Consider the following 14,432-nt stretch of genomic DNA (forward strand, 5'->3'; position numbering starts at 1 on the left):
CAATGCGTCATTCAGGCACTGGCGCGCCCCGCTTCCGGCGCGCCGCCGCCGCGCGTCTTTCCAGGCGAAAGGGCTGAATCGGCATGGCGATGGCGCGTATTCTTGGGACGATTTGCCTGGGGCTCGCGATCGCCGTCGCCGCTACCTTCGCGCGGCTGTTCCTGAAGGCGCGCGCGGGCCACCGTGCAGCCGAAGACGCGAATCGCGCGCAGACCGAACGGCTCTGCGCGGAGATTGCCGCCCATCGCGAAACCGAAAACGCGCTCGCGCACGCCAAGGACGCGGCCGAGGCCGCCAACGCCGCCAAGACGCGCTACCTCGTCGCCGTGAGCCACGAGATCCGCTCGCCGCTCAACGCCATCTATGGCTATGCCCAGCTGCTCGAGCGCGGCGACTCGATCCCGCCGCGCGAGGCGGGCGGGGTGATCCGGCGCTCGGCCGAGCATCTCACCAACCTCGTCGAGGGCCTGCTCGACATCTCGCGCGTCGAAAGCGGCGTGCTGCAGGTGCGGCAGGAACTGGTGCGGCTGCCGGCTTTGCTCGACCAGGTGGTGGAGATGTTCCGCGTCCAGGCCTCGGCCAAGGGGCTGTCGCTCGACTATGTCGTGGAAGGGCGGCTGCCCGCCTATGTCCGTACCGACGAGAAACGGCTGCGGCAGATCCTGATCAACCTTCTGTCCAACGCCATCAAATATACCGAGAAGGGCGGCGCGACGCTCACCGTGCGCTATCGCAGCCAGAGTGCGGCGATCGAGGTGCGCGATACCGGCCCGGGCATCCCGCCCGAGGATCTGGAGCGCATCTTCGAGCCGTTCGAGCGCGGCAGGGAAACCGATGCGGCGATGCAGCCGGGCATCGGCCTCGGTCTGGCGATCACCCGCGTGCTGGCGCGCATCCTCGGCGGCGAAGTAACGGTGACCAGCGAGGTGGGAACGGGCAGCAGCTTCCTGCTCCGCCTGATGCTGCCCGAGCCTCTCGAGGCACCTGCAGGCGCCGCGGCCTATCGCCGCGTCACCGGCTATCAGGGGCCGCGCAAGACCATCCTCGTGATCGACGACAGCCCCGCGCAGACCACGGTGGTCAACCATCTGCTGCGGCCGCTCGGCTTCTCGGTGTTCGAGGCGGGCGGTGGCGCAGCGGGGCTCGCGCTGGCCGACCATTGCGTACCGGACCTGGTGCTGCTCGACATCCAGATGCCGGGTACCAGCGGCTGGGACGTTGCCGAGCAGCTGCGCGCCCGGTCTGGCCCGGGGCTGCGCATCGTGATGGTCTCGGCGAACGCGCACGAATTCCATGCCGGGCGGGACGGCCACCGCGCGCACGATGCCTTCCTTACCAAGCCGGTCGATCTGGATGCGCTGCTCGACATGATCGCCCGGCAGCTGGGGCTCGACTGGATCATCGAGGATGCCGAAGCCGCGCCAGCGCCGCCGCGTCCGCCGCTGGCGCTGCCGGACGCGGCAACGCCCTATCTCGAAGAGCTTCGCCGCTTTATGAAACTCGGGCATGTCCGTGGAATCGAAGCGACACTCGTGAACCTGGAGAGGGACGTCCCCGAAAGCGCCGATCTCGTCGCGCGGCTGCGGCCGCAGCTGGAGGGGTTCGACCTGCGCGGGCTGGCAAGGACGCTCGACGATGCCCGCTAGCGAGCCTGGCGCCACGATCCTGGTGGTGGACGACACCCCCGAATCGCTCCGCTTCCTTACCGCGACGCTGGAGCAGGCGGGGATGACCGTGCTGATCGCGGTCGACGGGCTCGCCGCGCTGGAACTGCTGGAGCATGGCACGCCCGACCTGATCCTGATGGACGCGGTGATGCCGGGGCTCGACGGGTTCAGCACGACGCGGCGGATCAAGGGCGACGGTCGCTTCCGCCATGTCCCGGTGATCTTCATGACCGGACTGACCGAAAGCGAGCATGTCGTGCGCGGGCTCGATGCGGGCGCGGTGGATTATGTCCACAAGCCGATCGTGGTCGACGAGCTGCTGGCGCGGGTGACGGTGCACCTCGCCAATGCGCGGATCACCCAGAGCAGCCAGCTGGCGCTGGACACCGCCGGGCGGCCCTCCTTCGCGGTGGATGGTGACGGGCAGACGAGCTGGCTGACCCCGCTCGCCGCCGACACGCTGGAGCGGCTGTTCCCCGACTGGTCGCCGCGTGACCTGCAGCTGCCAGACGAAATCGCGGCGATCGTGCGGCGGCTGCAGGATCCGGCGGTGCCGGCGGGCGCGCAGGCGGGCCTGCAGATCGGCGACAGCGCGCTCCAGTGCAGCTTTCTGCGCCAGACCAGCGCGCGCGAATGGCTGTTCCGGCTGACCGAGAAGCGCGAAGGCGATGCCGAACGCGTGCTCGCCGAGCGCCACGGCCTCACCTCGCGCGAGGCGGAGGTGCTGGTATGGCTCAGCCGCGGCAAGCAGAATCGCGAGATCAGCGAGATTCTGGAGATCAGCCCGCGGACCGTGAACAAGCATCTCGAGCAGATCTTCCAGAAGATGGGCGTGGAGAACCGCGCCTCGGCCACCGCCATCGCTGTGGCGACGCTGGCGGGATGAGCGCGGCGGCGGCGCGGGCGGCGCTGGAGCAGGGCGATTTCGATGCGGCGGTCCGGCTGGCTTCGTCGGCGCTTCCCTCCGCCGAGGCTGCCTTTCTGCTGGGCGTGATCGCGGCGGAGCAGGGGCGTATCGGCGCGGCGATCCGGCAGATCGAGGCGGCGGTGGCGGAGGACCCGCGCGGCGAATTTCGCGCGCAGCTGGCCCGGCTCTACACGCTGGTGCGGCGCGACGGCGATGCGGCCGAACAGCTCGCCGCGATCGAGGCCGAGCCGCCGGCCGATGCGCTGTCGCGCGACACGATCGGCTGCGTCTATGCGCGGCTCGGCGACCATGAAGCGGCGCTGCCGCACTTCACCGTAGCGGTGACGCTGGCGCCGGAGAACGACGCGTTCCTCTACAACCACGCAGCGACGTTGAGCTTTCTCGGCCAGGCCGACGATGCCGAGGCGGCGCTGGAGACGCTGCTCGCCCGCAGCCCCGACGATGCGCGCGCGCACCATCTGCTCGCCGGGCTGCGCAAGCAGGGCGCCGACCGGAACCACGTCGCCCGGCTGGAGGCGGCCACGCGGCGCGCGCGCGGGCCCGACCGGCTGCTCACCGGCTATGCGCTGGCCAAGGAGCTGGAGGATATCGGCCGCGGCGACGAAGCGCTGGCCCGGCTGCTGGAAGTCAACGCCGAACATCGCGCGGCGCTGGGTTATGATCCGGCGCGCGATGCGGCGATCGTCGACGCGGTGGTGGGAAGCTGGCCCGCTTTCGCGACGGCACCGGCAACGGATTGCCCGGCGGAGGCGCCGATCCTGATCATCGGCATGCCGCGCACCGGCACCACGCTGGTCGACCGTATCCTCGCCGCGCACCCGGCGGTGGAAAGCGTCGGCGAGCTCCAGGTCCTGCCGCTGGCGGTGAAGGCCGCGTCCGGCACCCGCAGCCGCACGGTGCTCGATCCCGAGACGCTGCACGCCGCCGGCGGCGCCGATCTCGGCGCGATCGGCCGCGACTATCTGGTGCGTGCGGCGCATCACCGGCGGATGCCCGATCGGCGCTTCGTCGACAAATTTCCGGGCAATTTCCATTATGCCGGCATCGCCGCGCGGGCGCTGCCGAACGCTGCGATCGTCTGCCTGCGGCGCAACCCGATGGACACGGTGCTGGCGAACTTCCGCAACCTGTTCGCGATCAGCTCGCGCTATTACGACTATAGCTATGACCTGCTCGACATCGCCGCCTATGTCGCGGGGTTCGAGCGGCTGATGGCCTTGTGGCGCACGGCGCTGCCCGGCCGCATCCTGGAGCTGCGCTACGAAGATATCGTCGCCGACCAGGAAGGCGCGACGCGGCGGCTGCTCGCGCATTGCGGGCTCGACTGGTCGGACCGCTGCCTCGATTTTCACGCGCAGGGCGGGGCGGTCTCGACCCCGAGCGCGGCGCAGGTCCGCCGCCCGATCTACCGCGACTCGGTGGCGCGCTGGCGCCGGCACGAAGCGGTGCTGGCACCCGTCGCCGCCTATTTCGCCGAGCGCGGCATCGCCATCGACTGAGTGCCGTGTACGTCAAACGGCGCATGGTGCGTCGCGGCGGGGTCGTTCAGCGTCGCGGGCATGGCAATATTCTCTCGTCTCGCCTTGGGTGCCGCGCTGCTGATCGCGCCGGCGGCGCATGCGGACGGGCTTCCCACCGCCAAGCTGGTCCGCTGCGAGGGGGGCGACTGCCTGCTGATCCGCGGCATGCGCAGCGCTTCGACGGCGACGATCACGATCAACGACCGCGCCGTCGCGGCAAGCGGTCGGCGCGGCTGGAAGGTCCGGGTGCCGGTGGCGCAGGTCCGTGAACTTGCCGCGCCATTCGCCCGTACCCTGGAGGTGGCGGTGCGCGATGCCGCCGGGCGGGTCGAGCGCCGCGAAAGCGTGCGCTTGCCGGTCGGGCTGATGGGGCACACCACCGAGCTGGCCTCGCTGGTGGTACGCGCACGGTGATTCGTAATAACGATGGAGTTGCGGCAATGGGTATGAAGAAACGATAGAGTCGTAATACAGGATTGCTGCATTGCAGAACTTCCGCTATCATCGTGGTTCGGAAGTTGATCGGCGTTTCCGCATCTTTTCGTATTGATCTTTGTTGTCTCCACAACTAGACGCGCCCCAACCGCTCGGGTGAGGCGGTCTTGGTTGCAGGAGATTGCCATGAAGATGCTCGTCGCGGCCGCCGCCGCCCTTTCGATCAGCACCGCTGCCTTTGCCGGCGCCACCGACACGAGCTTCGGCAAGCCGAGCGCGACGCTGACGCTCGCCGGGCTCGATCTCGCCACCGCCGATGGCCAGCAGCGCCTCGCCACCCGCGTCGACCAGGCTGCCCGCGCGGTGTGCGGCGAGAGCCTTGCCACGATCCACCCGGACCTCGAAGCCCGCGCGCGCCTGTGCCGCGCCGACGTGGCCGAGCAGGTCCGCACCCAGATCGAAGCGCGCGTCGCCCAGGCGGCCAAGACGCGCGGCGTGCAGGTCGCCGCGCTGCGCTGAACCCACTCTACTATACGGCAAGTGCGGCCGCGTGTGTCCCGAAAGGATGCTCGCGGCCGTGTCGTTTGGGCCTGCTACGTCATTCGGCCACCTGCGCAGGCATCGTTTGCAGGCCTAGGCTCCGGGTCAAAGAGAGGCGGCTCCGCCTCGCTCGCGATCGGGACGACAAGCGCATGACCAAAGGGCTCGTGAACCTCCTTCCGCCGGCGACCGTGGTCGCGGTCGTCTGCTTCTGGGCGTTTGCGCCCGCGGCCATGCTCGCCAATCCCTGGACGATCGTGATCGTGTCGGCGCTGATCACGCTGTATATCCAGGGCCTCGAATTCCTGTTCGAGCGGCACGCGGGCTGGCGGATGAACTGGCGCGAGTTCTGGACCGACCTGTTCTATGTCGTGCTCAGTTCGACCGCGATCTCCTGGGTGTCGCGCACGCTGGCCGATACGCCGCTGCTCGCGCTCAAGCAGTCGCTGGGCATCGCGACGCCTTGGGCCATGCACTGGCCGTTTCTGGCGCAGGTGGCGCTGGTGGTGTTCCTGATCGAGTTCGGCCAATATTGGATGCACCGGCTGATGCACAATTCGGCGCCCTTCTGGATGACGCATGCGCCGCACCACCACCTCACCCAGCTCAACGCGGCCAAGGGCTATGTCGGCAATCCGATCGAGCTGTTCCTGATCAGCCTCAGCGTCGTCGCGCTGTTCGACCTGCCGCTGACCGCGATCTTCTGCGCGGTGAGCGTACTGGGCGTCGTCTCGGGCTTCGCGCACGCCAATGTCCGTTCGGACCCGCCGATCTGGTACAGCTTCGTGTTCACCACGATCCGCCACCACAGCCTGCACCATTCGGTGCCGTACGAGGACACGCGCTGCAACTATGGCAACTCGCTGATCCTGCTCGACCGTATCTTCGGCACCTACAAGGAAGGCGAGGCATCGCTGGTCGGCCAGGACGAGCGGCGGCGGTTGTCGATCCGCGAGCAATGGCTGTTCCCGTTCCAGCCGATCCTTGCGCGGCTGAAGCAGCAGCGGCCGGCGGCCACCACCGATGTGGCGGCGGGCTGAGCGATGGTCTGGATGCCGATGCTCGCCATGCTGCTCGCCGCCGCGCCTGGGGCCGCCGATCCGCAGCCGCACGAGGAACAGGTGCTCACCGTGCCCGGCTTCGCCGACTTCCTCGCGGTGGATGGGGATAGTGTCTGGGCGACCAACAAGGGCCGCGTCGAGCGCTGGTCGCGCGCCGGCAAGCTTGCCGAGGTGGTGATGCCGCATCCGTGCGGCGCGATGGCAATCGCCGCGGACTCGCTGTGGGTGGCCGACTGCAAGGACGGCACGCTCAACCGCATCGACCTCAAGACCGCCAGGCTGCTGGCAGCGATCCCCACCGGAATCGCCAATCCCAAGGGCGAGCTGAACGTCGTCGCCGGTGCCGGATCAATCTGGGTGGCAAGCGACAATGCGGGCAAGATCGCCCGGGTGGATCCTGCCGACAATCATGTCGTCGCGTCGATCGCGGTCGACCCGGGCACGCACTATTTGGCCTTCGGGTTCGATGCGCTCTGGGCGGTGAGCAGCGAACAGCAGTCGCTCCAGCGGATCGATCCCGCCACCAACCAGGTGACGGCACGGACCAAACTCGGCAAGCAGCCGGGCTTTCTTGCGGCGGGCGAGGGCGCGGTATGGGTGCAGGAGCAGGGCGACGGCACGCTCGCGCGGATCGATCCCGCCACGGTGGCGGTCTCCGGCCGGGTGAAGATCGGCGCGGACCTGCTCTACGGCGATATCGATACCGGCGGCGGCGCGGTGTGGCTGCGCACCACGGCCGATCAGGCCTTCGTCACCGTCGATCCCGCGTCGCTCGCGATCCTCGGTCGTCTGGGCAAGCCGAGCGGCAGCGGCGCGTTGCGTTTCGCGGGGACCGGCGTGTGGACCAGCGCACACGACGTCCACACGCTGTCCTGGTGGAGCCTCGCACCGGCTGCCAGCGGCACCGCGCGATAATTCCCCTCCACGGGCGGAACAGCGCCGCGTGCCTGTTGCAGGTGCGCGGCGTTTTCGCGTGTGTCCCCGTGCGGGATTGCTGCGATGCGGTACGTCAAACGCCCCATGGCGGCGCACCCCTTTTCCCCAAAGTCTGCATGTCGAAGCCAGTCGCCAGTGGCGGCAAACGACGGATAACAAAAGGGGGCTAGGGTGGCACGATCGATTTCCCGCGCGGCGCTGTTGGGTGCAACCGTTCTCGCAAGCTTTGGCGCGACCTGCGCAGCGGCGCAGACTGAAGGCGCAGGTGTCGCTTCGGTACAGCAGACGGAGGAGCAGGAAGGCAACAGCGGCAACGAGATCGTCGTCACCGGCAGCCGCCGCAGCGTCACCTTGCAGGATGCGCCGATCAACATCAGCGCGATTTCGGAAGAGACATTGGCGCGTCAGCGTATCGACGACGTGCGCGGGCTTGCCGCCTTCACCCCCGGCCTCACCATCGTCGACACCGGTCCGGCGAGCACCGGCAACATCATTCTGCGCGGCATCGAGTCCGGCGACACCAGCGTCAACGGATCGAACGAGAACAGCGCGGTCGGCGTCTATCTCGGCGAGGTTCCGCTCTATCTCGACTTCAAGCTGATCGACATCGCCCGCGTCGAGACGCTGCTCGGGCCGCAGGGCACGCTCTATGGCTTGGGAACGCTCGCCGGCGCGGTCCGCTACATGCCCAACCGGCCCAACACCAGCCGGTTCTCGGTGGATCTGCACGGCCGCGGCTATGCCCAGTCGCACAGCAGCGATTTCGGCAGGAGCGGCGACGTAACGGTCAACGTGCCGATCCTCAGCGATCATATCGCGCTGCGATCGGTGGTGGGCTATTACGACAATGCCGGCTTCATCGATTACAACTACATGCTGCAGCGTCCGGGCGTTTCCGATGCCCAGCCGGTGCGCGGCACGACCGCGGCACAAGGGTCGCTGGGGGGGCTCAAGGAGTATGCTGCGAACTTCAAGCGCAAGGACGATGTGAACTTCGAGCACACCTTCACGACCCGCAACACGCTGTTGCTCGAATACAATCCCAACGTGAAGGCGTTCCTCACCTACGCCCATCAGGATACCAAGACCAACGGCCGCCAGGCGAACGGCGCGGGCGTGCTGGGCACCGGCAATTACGAGGGTCCGTGGCGCTACCTCGAGCCGTTCCACCGCAAGGCGGACCTCTACTCGGCTGAGTTCAACATCAACCTGTTCAACGTGGCGCAGCTGGTCAGTACTACGGCGTATACCGAGCAGAAGATCGTCAATGTCGACGACAACACCGATCTGCTGCTCGACCTGGATTACGGCTACGAGGCGTTCCCGGCCTTCTCCTCCTTCGCCAACAACCACCGCAGCTACAAGCAGTTCAACCAGGAGGTGCGCCTGGTCTCGTCGCATGGCGGGCCGGTGAACTGGGTGATCGGCGGCTTCTACAACCGGCTGAAATATTCGAGCGATCGCCAGGAATATACCCCGGGCTTCGCGGCATTCGCCGGCGTGAACCGGCCGGACGACCTGGAATATATCTCCTTCGTCAACACCAAGACGGTCGAGAAGGCGGTCTATGGCGAAGCGACGCTGCATGCCACCTCGGCCTGGCAGGTCACCGGCGGCCTGCGCTATTTCAAGTATGACGCCACCGCCACCGGCGGCACCGACACGCCGCTGTTCGGCGGCGGCCTTACCCGCACGCCCTATCCGCTGATCCAGTTCGCGCCGAGCCGCGTGGCGTCGGGCCAAGCCGGCGATGACGGGTTCGTTTGGAAGGCGAACACGTCGTACAAGTTCAGCCCCGAGCTGATGGCGTATGCGACCTATAGCACCGGCTACCGCATCGGTGGCGCCAATCGCGTCGCACCGTGCACCGTGCTGGGGCCAGGACAGAATGTCTGCGCGCTTCCCAACGAGCGCTTCTACAAGCCGGACAAGACTCGCAATATCGAGGTTGGCCTGCGTGCCTCGCTGTTCGACAAAAGGCTGCAGTTCACGCTCGATGCGTTCCGGGTGAAGTGGAGCGACGTGCAGGTGCCCACCCAGACCGTCAACGGCGCTGTCGGCATCACCACCAACGCCGGCTCCGCCGAGTCGAAGGGTGTCGAATTTTCCGGATCGTTCAAGGTGCTGCCGCAGTTGACGGTGCAGGGCACCTATTCCTACGTCGACGCGCATCTGACCGAGGACGTCGTCGACCTCGTCGTCAGCCAAGGCGTGCGCTACGATGCAAAGGCCGGCGATCGCCTGCCGGGCTCGACCAAGCACTCGGCCAGCGCGCAGCTGATCTACACCTATCCGCTTGCCGACGGCGGCGAGATCGAGGCGACCTGGGCGGCGACCTATACCGGCGACATCTATTCGCGCGTCGGCCTGCGCGGCAATGGCGAGGTCATTCCCGATTACCTGACGCACCGCGCCTCGGTCACCTATCGCGGCGACCGGTTCGAGGTGGGGCTGTTCGCCGACAACATCTTCAACAAATATGCCTATACCGCGATCAGCAACGACATCAGCTCGTTCAACCAGGCACGCACCGGCGTGGTCGAGCGCTATTATGCCCGATCGGTGCTGACCCCGCGGCGCGTCGGCATCGACTTCCGCATCCATTACTGAGCCGTGCCGCCGATCGGCGGCGGGCACATCTTCCTTCCGCGGGAGGCGCACCACGCGCCTCCCGTTCCCCTTCGTTCAAGGTGAAGACATGCTGAAACTTCTGGTTACTCCGCCTGCCGGTGCGCAGACGGCCGTCGCGGCGCAGGATGGGCTGAGCGTCATGGAAATCATCCGCGATGCCGGCTTCGAAGCGTTGCCGGCCTTCTGCGGCGGCTGCTGTTCCTGCGCGACCTGCCATGTCTATGTCGACCCGGCCTTTGCCGACCTGTTGCCGCCGATCAGCGACGATGAGGACGCGCTGCTCGACGGTGCCGGACAGCGCCGGGCGACCTCGCGGCTTTCGTGCCAGATCGCCTTCGGCCCGGCGCTCGACGGCCTCGCGGTGGAGATCGCGCCGGACCTGGGGTGAGGCTCAGAAGGGCAGTTTCGCCGGCACGGGGTGCTGCGGCGGGGCGAGGTAGGATCCGAGCGCACTATCGCACAGACTGTAGCCATGGTTGGTGAGCCGCGCGAACGCCTTGATCCCCAGCGACCAGAGCCGCACGCTCTCGTCCTGCGCCTCCGCCACCGCCTCGGCGCTCGGCAGTTGCGGCGATGGCCGGGGATAGTTGGCGGCGCTGTTGCGCAGCGGCCAATAGGCCACGCGCCGCTGGTTCAGCTTCGCCAGCAGCATCAGCGGGCGCTGGCGGTTATTCTCCGCCTGGCGGTGGATCATGTTGATCACGCGCAGCAACAGGCTGAACCAGTCGCTGGGATGGTGCGCCTCGTCGAAATGTCCGCCGGCATTGCTGACGAGCAGCGTGCCATAGCGCTTCCAGATCGGTTCCAGCCCCATATTGTCGTAGATCCCGCCATCGGCGAGCAGCGCGCGATCGAGGAACTGCCCGCCATGCTTGTCCGCGCCCGGCGTGGGGATCCAGCGCTGGCCGCGCAGGTCGATCTCGATCGGGCAGAAGAAGGGCGGGAAGGCCGAAGAGGCCGCCACCACCCGCGACAGGGGCAGGGTGGGACGGTCGATCCGCCCTACGCGATAGTCGGCGGCATAGGGCCGGGCGAAGCGCCAGAGCGAGTTGAGCTCGTAATTGGTCGCCAGGATCACGAAGCGGGGAGCGACGCCCGGCTTCTCCTCGGGCAGGTCCTGCAGGGTTGCGCCGTGAAACAGGTGCTTGTCATAGCCGCCGGCCACGCCGTCGGCGGCGGAGCGGAACGGCAGCAGCAGCCCGAGCAGCCCTTGCGTCACGTCGAGATTCACTTCGGTGAGGAAAGCGTGCAGCGGCTGGACGATCACCGCGTCGAAGTTCGTCGCCACCCCGTTCGCATCGAAGGCGAGCTTGCGCCAGTTGCATCCCAGGAACCCGGCGGTGATCGAGCCGCCGGAGACGCTGGTCACCCGCGAGAGCCGGGGCAGCCAGCCCAGTTCGTTCAGCCGGACAAGCGCGCCGACATGATAGGCGGCGGCCTTGTAGCCGCCGCCCGAGAGCGCAAGGCCGATGCCGTCCGGATCATAATCGGGTGAATTGAACAACTGCTCGACGTCGCCGTCGTCGGTACCCGCGAACTGGTCTGCCATTGCATCCTCCTGGGTGTTCGGCGTGTACCGCCGTTCCGATCAAGCGCGACGGATCACTCCGGCTCGCCCGCGTCGTCGTTGTGATCCTCGATGACGACCGGTTGTTCGGGCCCGGCGGCAAGGGGTCGGTCGGCGAGCGCATTCACGGCCGGATGATCCGGATTGGTGCAGCGACCCTTCTGGTCGAATTCGGCCGCCAGCACATAGGCGGATTCGAGCGCCGAATAGCCCGGGTCCCAATGCGAATTGTTCGGTACCTGGGAATGGCCGTAATGGCCGCCCTGCTTGTCGAAGATCGCCTGGTCGCGGACATGGCCTCCGGGATCGCGCCCGTTCACTCCCGGCTTCGGCGGGCCGGCCGGCCATTGGCGCGGGATGGCGTGGGTCGCTTCCAGCCAGCGGCACAGCCGCGCGACATTGGCCAGCGCCCGCGGGTTCTTGTTCGCGCCGGCAAAGCCGACCAGTTCGATCTGCAGCGCGCTGTCGCGGTTGGTCTCCGGCGTGCCCGCCGGGTGGCGCAGCGCGCGGGCGGCGGTGCCGGTATCGATATGCTGGTAGATCTTCACCGCATCGACGGTGAAGTGCGGATCGGCCTTCTTGGTGCGGAACGCGTCGAAGGCGGCCTGGGCGCCGCTGCCTTCGGTGGTGTGATGAACGATCTTGTACGGACCGCCGATGAAGGAGCCGGAGGTGCCGCTGATCGGCATCTGTTCGGCAAAGGGGCATTTCGCCATGGCTCAGGCCTCCACCGGGCCGAGGTCGGCCTCGGCGATCATCGATACGCGATAGGCCTGCACCTTGGCGGCGAGCTGGGCGCGGATGCCGCGCAGCGTCTCCTGCGGGATAGAAAGCTGGCCCAGGCTGCGGCGCACCGAGGCGCGGTTCTTGTGGATCTTGAAGAACAATATCTGGGTGATAGCTTCGTTCGCGGTCAGGCCGAAGGCCGCCATTTCGGCGAGCAGCCCGTCGTCGGCACCCTTGCGGACATAGGTGAACTGGAACCGGCCGATCTTCTGGCGGGTGCTGCGCTTGTTGAACAGGGTGATGAAGGGTGCGCTGGTGTTCATCTGGTACAGGCCGTCCAGCACGGCGAGCACCGCCTGCGCCGCACCGGCGATGGGCGCAAGGAAGGCCGTGATCACTCCGGTGATCGCATGATGGACGTCGAACCCGTCGCCCTTCACGTCCAGTTCCGAGGTGTCGCGCTGCTGCACCAGCCAGCCCAGTTGCATCAACCGCCGGAAATAGGCGTCGAAGAAGAGCATGGGATCGGCGTCCGCGCCCACTTCGTTGAGTGCCGCCAGCTGCGCGAACAGCGCGCTGTCGGCGATCGCCTGGCGGAACTCGGCGTCGACGCCGGTGCCGAACGAAACGACGTCGGAGCCGATCACCACCGATTGTTCCTTGGCCGCATCGAAGTCCGGGAGGCCGCCGGCCGCCGGTGCGTCGGCGGCAAAGGCCTCGATCGCCGGCAACGCGGTCGTTGCGATGGCGTCACGCGCTTCCTGAATGGTTGCTATCAAAACGTCGCCTCCTTGATCCTCAGAGCAGGTGATATTCGAGATACAGGTCCGTCTCCTCGAGCCGGTCGAAGAAGCCGGCGTCGACATGCTGCAGGTCCGGATCGGCGGCGCGCGCGGCCGGATCGTAATGCCGATCGTTGCGCAGGATCCTGCCATTGGTGCGGGCGAGCAGCGCCGTCTTCACCCGCGGATTGGGCATCTGCCAGCCGCTGCCGCCCTGCTTCTTGCCGAACGCCTCGTCGGTGGGGATCGCCGCCACCAGATCGTTGCGGGTCATCATCGCGAGCCCCTTGGCGTCCAGCGTCGCATTGTGGCTGCCGTGATGGCCGACCTTGTAGAAGCGGGTGCGGTTGAGAATCTGCTCGGCACTGTGCTCGGCGCCGCTTTCGTCGCGATAGGACCGGCTGTGCCACGACAGCCAGTTGCCGACCTGCGCATCGGCGGCGAACAGCATCGCGGTGCCGTCGGGCAGGTCGAAGGCCAGTGCGAGGCTGGTGTTGTTGGTGTCGCTGTCCAGCTTCAGCGCCAGCGGGTCGGCGGCGCCCAGCCAGTCGATGTCGACGGTGCGCCGCTTGGCTGCCTCGTCCAGCAACTGGTCGCGCGCGCTCTGCCCGGTCTCGGCGGATGGCCCGGCATGGCCGAAATACTGCGCCGCCACCCAGGCAGCATCGCCGGAAAGCGGCGCGCCTGAATCGATGGCGGCGCGGATGTCGGCCATCTTCAGCGCGCGATAGGGCGGCGCGAACGGGGTGTCGGCGTCGGCAGCGACCTCGCCGCCCTCGGCGAAGCGGAGAATGTCCTCGCTCAGCTTCAGATCGGCCAGATAGGTCTCCGGCGCCTTGGCGGAGGGCTTGTCCTTGAACAGGAACTGCTCGTCCCGCGGGGGCCCGAGCACATAGGCCCGCAGCGCAGGGCCCCCCGGACGGGCCGAGGGGGTGGGCAGCACCGTGCCGGGCTCGAGAAACTGCGGTGCGGCCCTGGACTTGCGCTTCAGCGCCGCCATGATCTCCCGGCCCTGCAGGCGCCTGGCGCCGTTGCTCGATGCACCGCGGAAACCTTTCAATTCCACCGCCTCCGACCCCGAAGCGGTGCCTTCGCCCTCCAGCCGCGCCGCCAGCGCGTTGAGCGCGAACCCCGCCTTGTCGAAGCGGGTGCGCAACCGCTCGACCTGCGGATCGCCGTCCTTCTCGGTCCAGCCCATCCACAGGTTCGCGACCTGCAGCGTCTCCACGCCGGTCGCGGGGTCGGGGGCGCCGAGAAAAACGTCCTGCGCCTGGGAGAAACCGGAGATGTGGTCCCAATGTTCATGGGTGACGACCAGCAGGTCCAGCACGCCGCCCGTGGTCTGCACGATATCGGCAGCGATCGCCTGCATCCGTGCATTTGCATCGGTGCTGCCGAGCAGCAGGCCGCAGTCGATCAGGATGTGCGAGGCCTGGTCGCCCTGCACGAGCCGGATCAGGAAACAGTCGCCGAGCATGCCCTGATAGGTCGCACCGGGCGTCAGCGCGCGGTACATGCGGACATAGACCTCGAGCGGCGCCACGGCCGCCGGTGCTGCACTGGCCATCACATCCCCCGATGAATGAAGGCAAAGGGTTCGCCCGAATGCGGTGCGGCGGCAGGTTCCCCGGTCGTCTCG

13 protein-coding genes are annotated in these 14,432 nt (G+C 67.6%); 9 read left to right on the forward strand and 4 right to left on the reverse strand.

Going from position 1 to position 14,432, the window contains the following annotated elements:
* Positions 1-89 precede the first annotated feature (89 nt).
* The 9 genes from SPI01S_RS14545 to SPI01S_RS14585 all read left to right on the forward strand — a co-directional run bounded on the left by SPI01S_RS14545 (position 90) and on the right by SPI01S_RS14585 (position 10,106).
* The gene (locus SPI01S_RS14545) at positions 90-1,646 is read left to right on the forward strand and encodes an ATP-binding response regulator (RefSeq protein WP_245653609.1); all 1,557 of its coding nucleotides are present in this window, start codon (positions 90-92) and stop codon (positions 1,644-1,646) included.
* Positions 1,636-2,553, forward strand: a complete 918-nt coding sequence (locus tag SPI01S_RS14550; RefSeq protein WP_066723886.1) for a response regulator transcription factor — start codon at positions 1,636-1,638, stop codon at positions 2,551-2,553. The genes SPI01S_RS14545 and SPI01S_RS14550 overlap by 11 nt, the downstream gene beginning before the upstream one ends.
* Complete coding sequence (locus SPI01S_RS14555; protein ID WP_066723888.1) at positions 2,550-4,094, forward strand: tetratricopeptide repeat-containing sulfotransferase family protein; 1,545 nt, start codon at positions 2,550-2,552, stop codon at positions 4,092-4,094. The genes SPI01S_RS14550 and SPI01S_RS14555 overlap by 4 nt, the downstream gene beginning before the upstream one ends.
* Before the next feature lie 60 nt (positions 4,095-4,154).
* The gene (locus tag SPI01S_RS14560; protein ID WP_157084712.1) at positions 4,155-4,529 is read left to right on the forward strand and encodes a hypothetical protein; all 375 of its coding nucleotides are present in this window, start codon (positions 4,155-4,157) and stop codon (positions 4,527-4,529) included.
* Positions 4,530-4,736: 207 nt separating this feature from the next.
* On the forward strand, positions 4,737-5,069 hold the full coding sequence (locus tag SPI01S_RS14565) for a UrcA family protein (RefSeq protein ID WP_066723893.1): 333 nt from the start codon (positions 4,737-4,739) through the stop codon (positions 5,067-5,069).
* Positions 5,070-5,242: 173 nt separating this feature from the next.
* A complete protein-coding gene (locus SPI01S_RS14570) occupies positions 5,243-6,130 on the forward strand; it encodes a sterol desaturase family protein (protein ID WP_066723896.1) in 888 nt (295 codons plus the stop codon).
* A gap of 3 nt (positions 6,131-6,133) precedes the next feature.
* Positions 6,134-7,066, forward strand: a complete 933-nt coding sequence (locus SPI01S_RS14575; protein ID WP_157084713.1) for a Vgb family protein — start codon at positions 6,134-6,136, stop codon at positions 7,064-7,066.
* A gap of 192 nt (positions 7,067-7,258) precedes the next feature.
* A complete protein-coding gene (locus tag SPI01S_RS14580) occupies positions 7,259-9,697 on the forward strand; it encodes a TonB-dependent receptor (protein ID WP_066723899.1) in 2,439 nt (812 codons plus the stop codon).
* Positions 9,698-9,785: 88 nt separating this feature from the next.
* The gene (locus SPI01S_RS14585; RefSeq protein ID WP_066723904.1) at positions 9,786-10,106 is read left to right on the forward strand and encodes a 2Fe-2S iron-sulfur cluster-binding protein; all 321 of its coding nucleotides are present in this window, start codon (positions 9,786-9,788) and stop codon (positions 10,104-10,106) included.
* A gap of 3 nt (positions 10,107-10,109) precedes the next feature.
* Here SPI01S_RS14585 and SPI01S_RS14590 read toward each other — a convergent pair whose 3' ends face one another.
* The 4 genes from SPI01S_RS14590 to SPI01S_RS14605 are packed head-to-tail and all read right to left on the reverse strand — an operon-like array spanning position 10,110 to position 14,360.
* A complete protein-coding gene (locus SPI01S_RS14590; protein ID WP_066723907.1) occupies positions 10,110-11,267 on the reverse strand; it encodes a patatin-like phospholipase family protein in 1,158 nt (385 codons plus the stop codon).
* Positions 11,268-11,320: 53 nt separating this feature from the next.
* On the reverse strand, positions 11,321-12,001 hold the full coding sequence (locus SPI01S_RS14595; RefSeq protein WP_084253482.1) for a peptidoglycan recognition protein family protein: 681 nt from the start codon (positions 11,999-12,001) through the stop codon (positions 11,321-11,323).
* 3 nt (positions 12,002-12,004) lie between these two features.
* Positions 12,005-12,790: a hypothetical protein gene (locus tag SPI01S_RS14600; protein WP_157084714.1), complete on the reverse strand. Its 786-nt coding sequence runs from the start codon at positions 12,788-12,790 to the stop codon at positions 12,005-12,007.
* 19 nt (positions 12,791-12,809) lie between these two features.
* On the reverse strand, positions 12,810-14,360 hold the full coding sequence (locus SPI01S_RS14605; protein ID WP_066723917.1) for an MBL fold metallo-hydrolase: 1,551 nt from the start codon (positions 14,358-14,360) through the stop codon (positions 12,810-12,812).
* Between the last annotated feature and the right edge of the window lie 72 nt (positions 14,361-14,432).

The organism is Sphingomonas pituitosa NBRC 102491 (assembly GCF_001598435.1).
GTDB classification, from domain to species: Bacteria; Pseudomonadota; Alphaproteobacteria; order Sphingomonadales; family Sphingomonadaceae; genus Sphingomonas; species Sphingomonas pituitosa.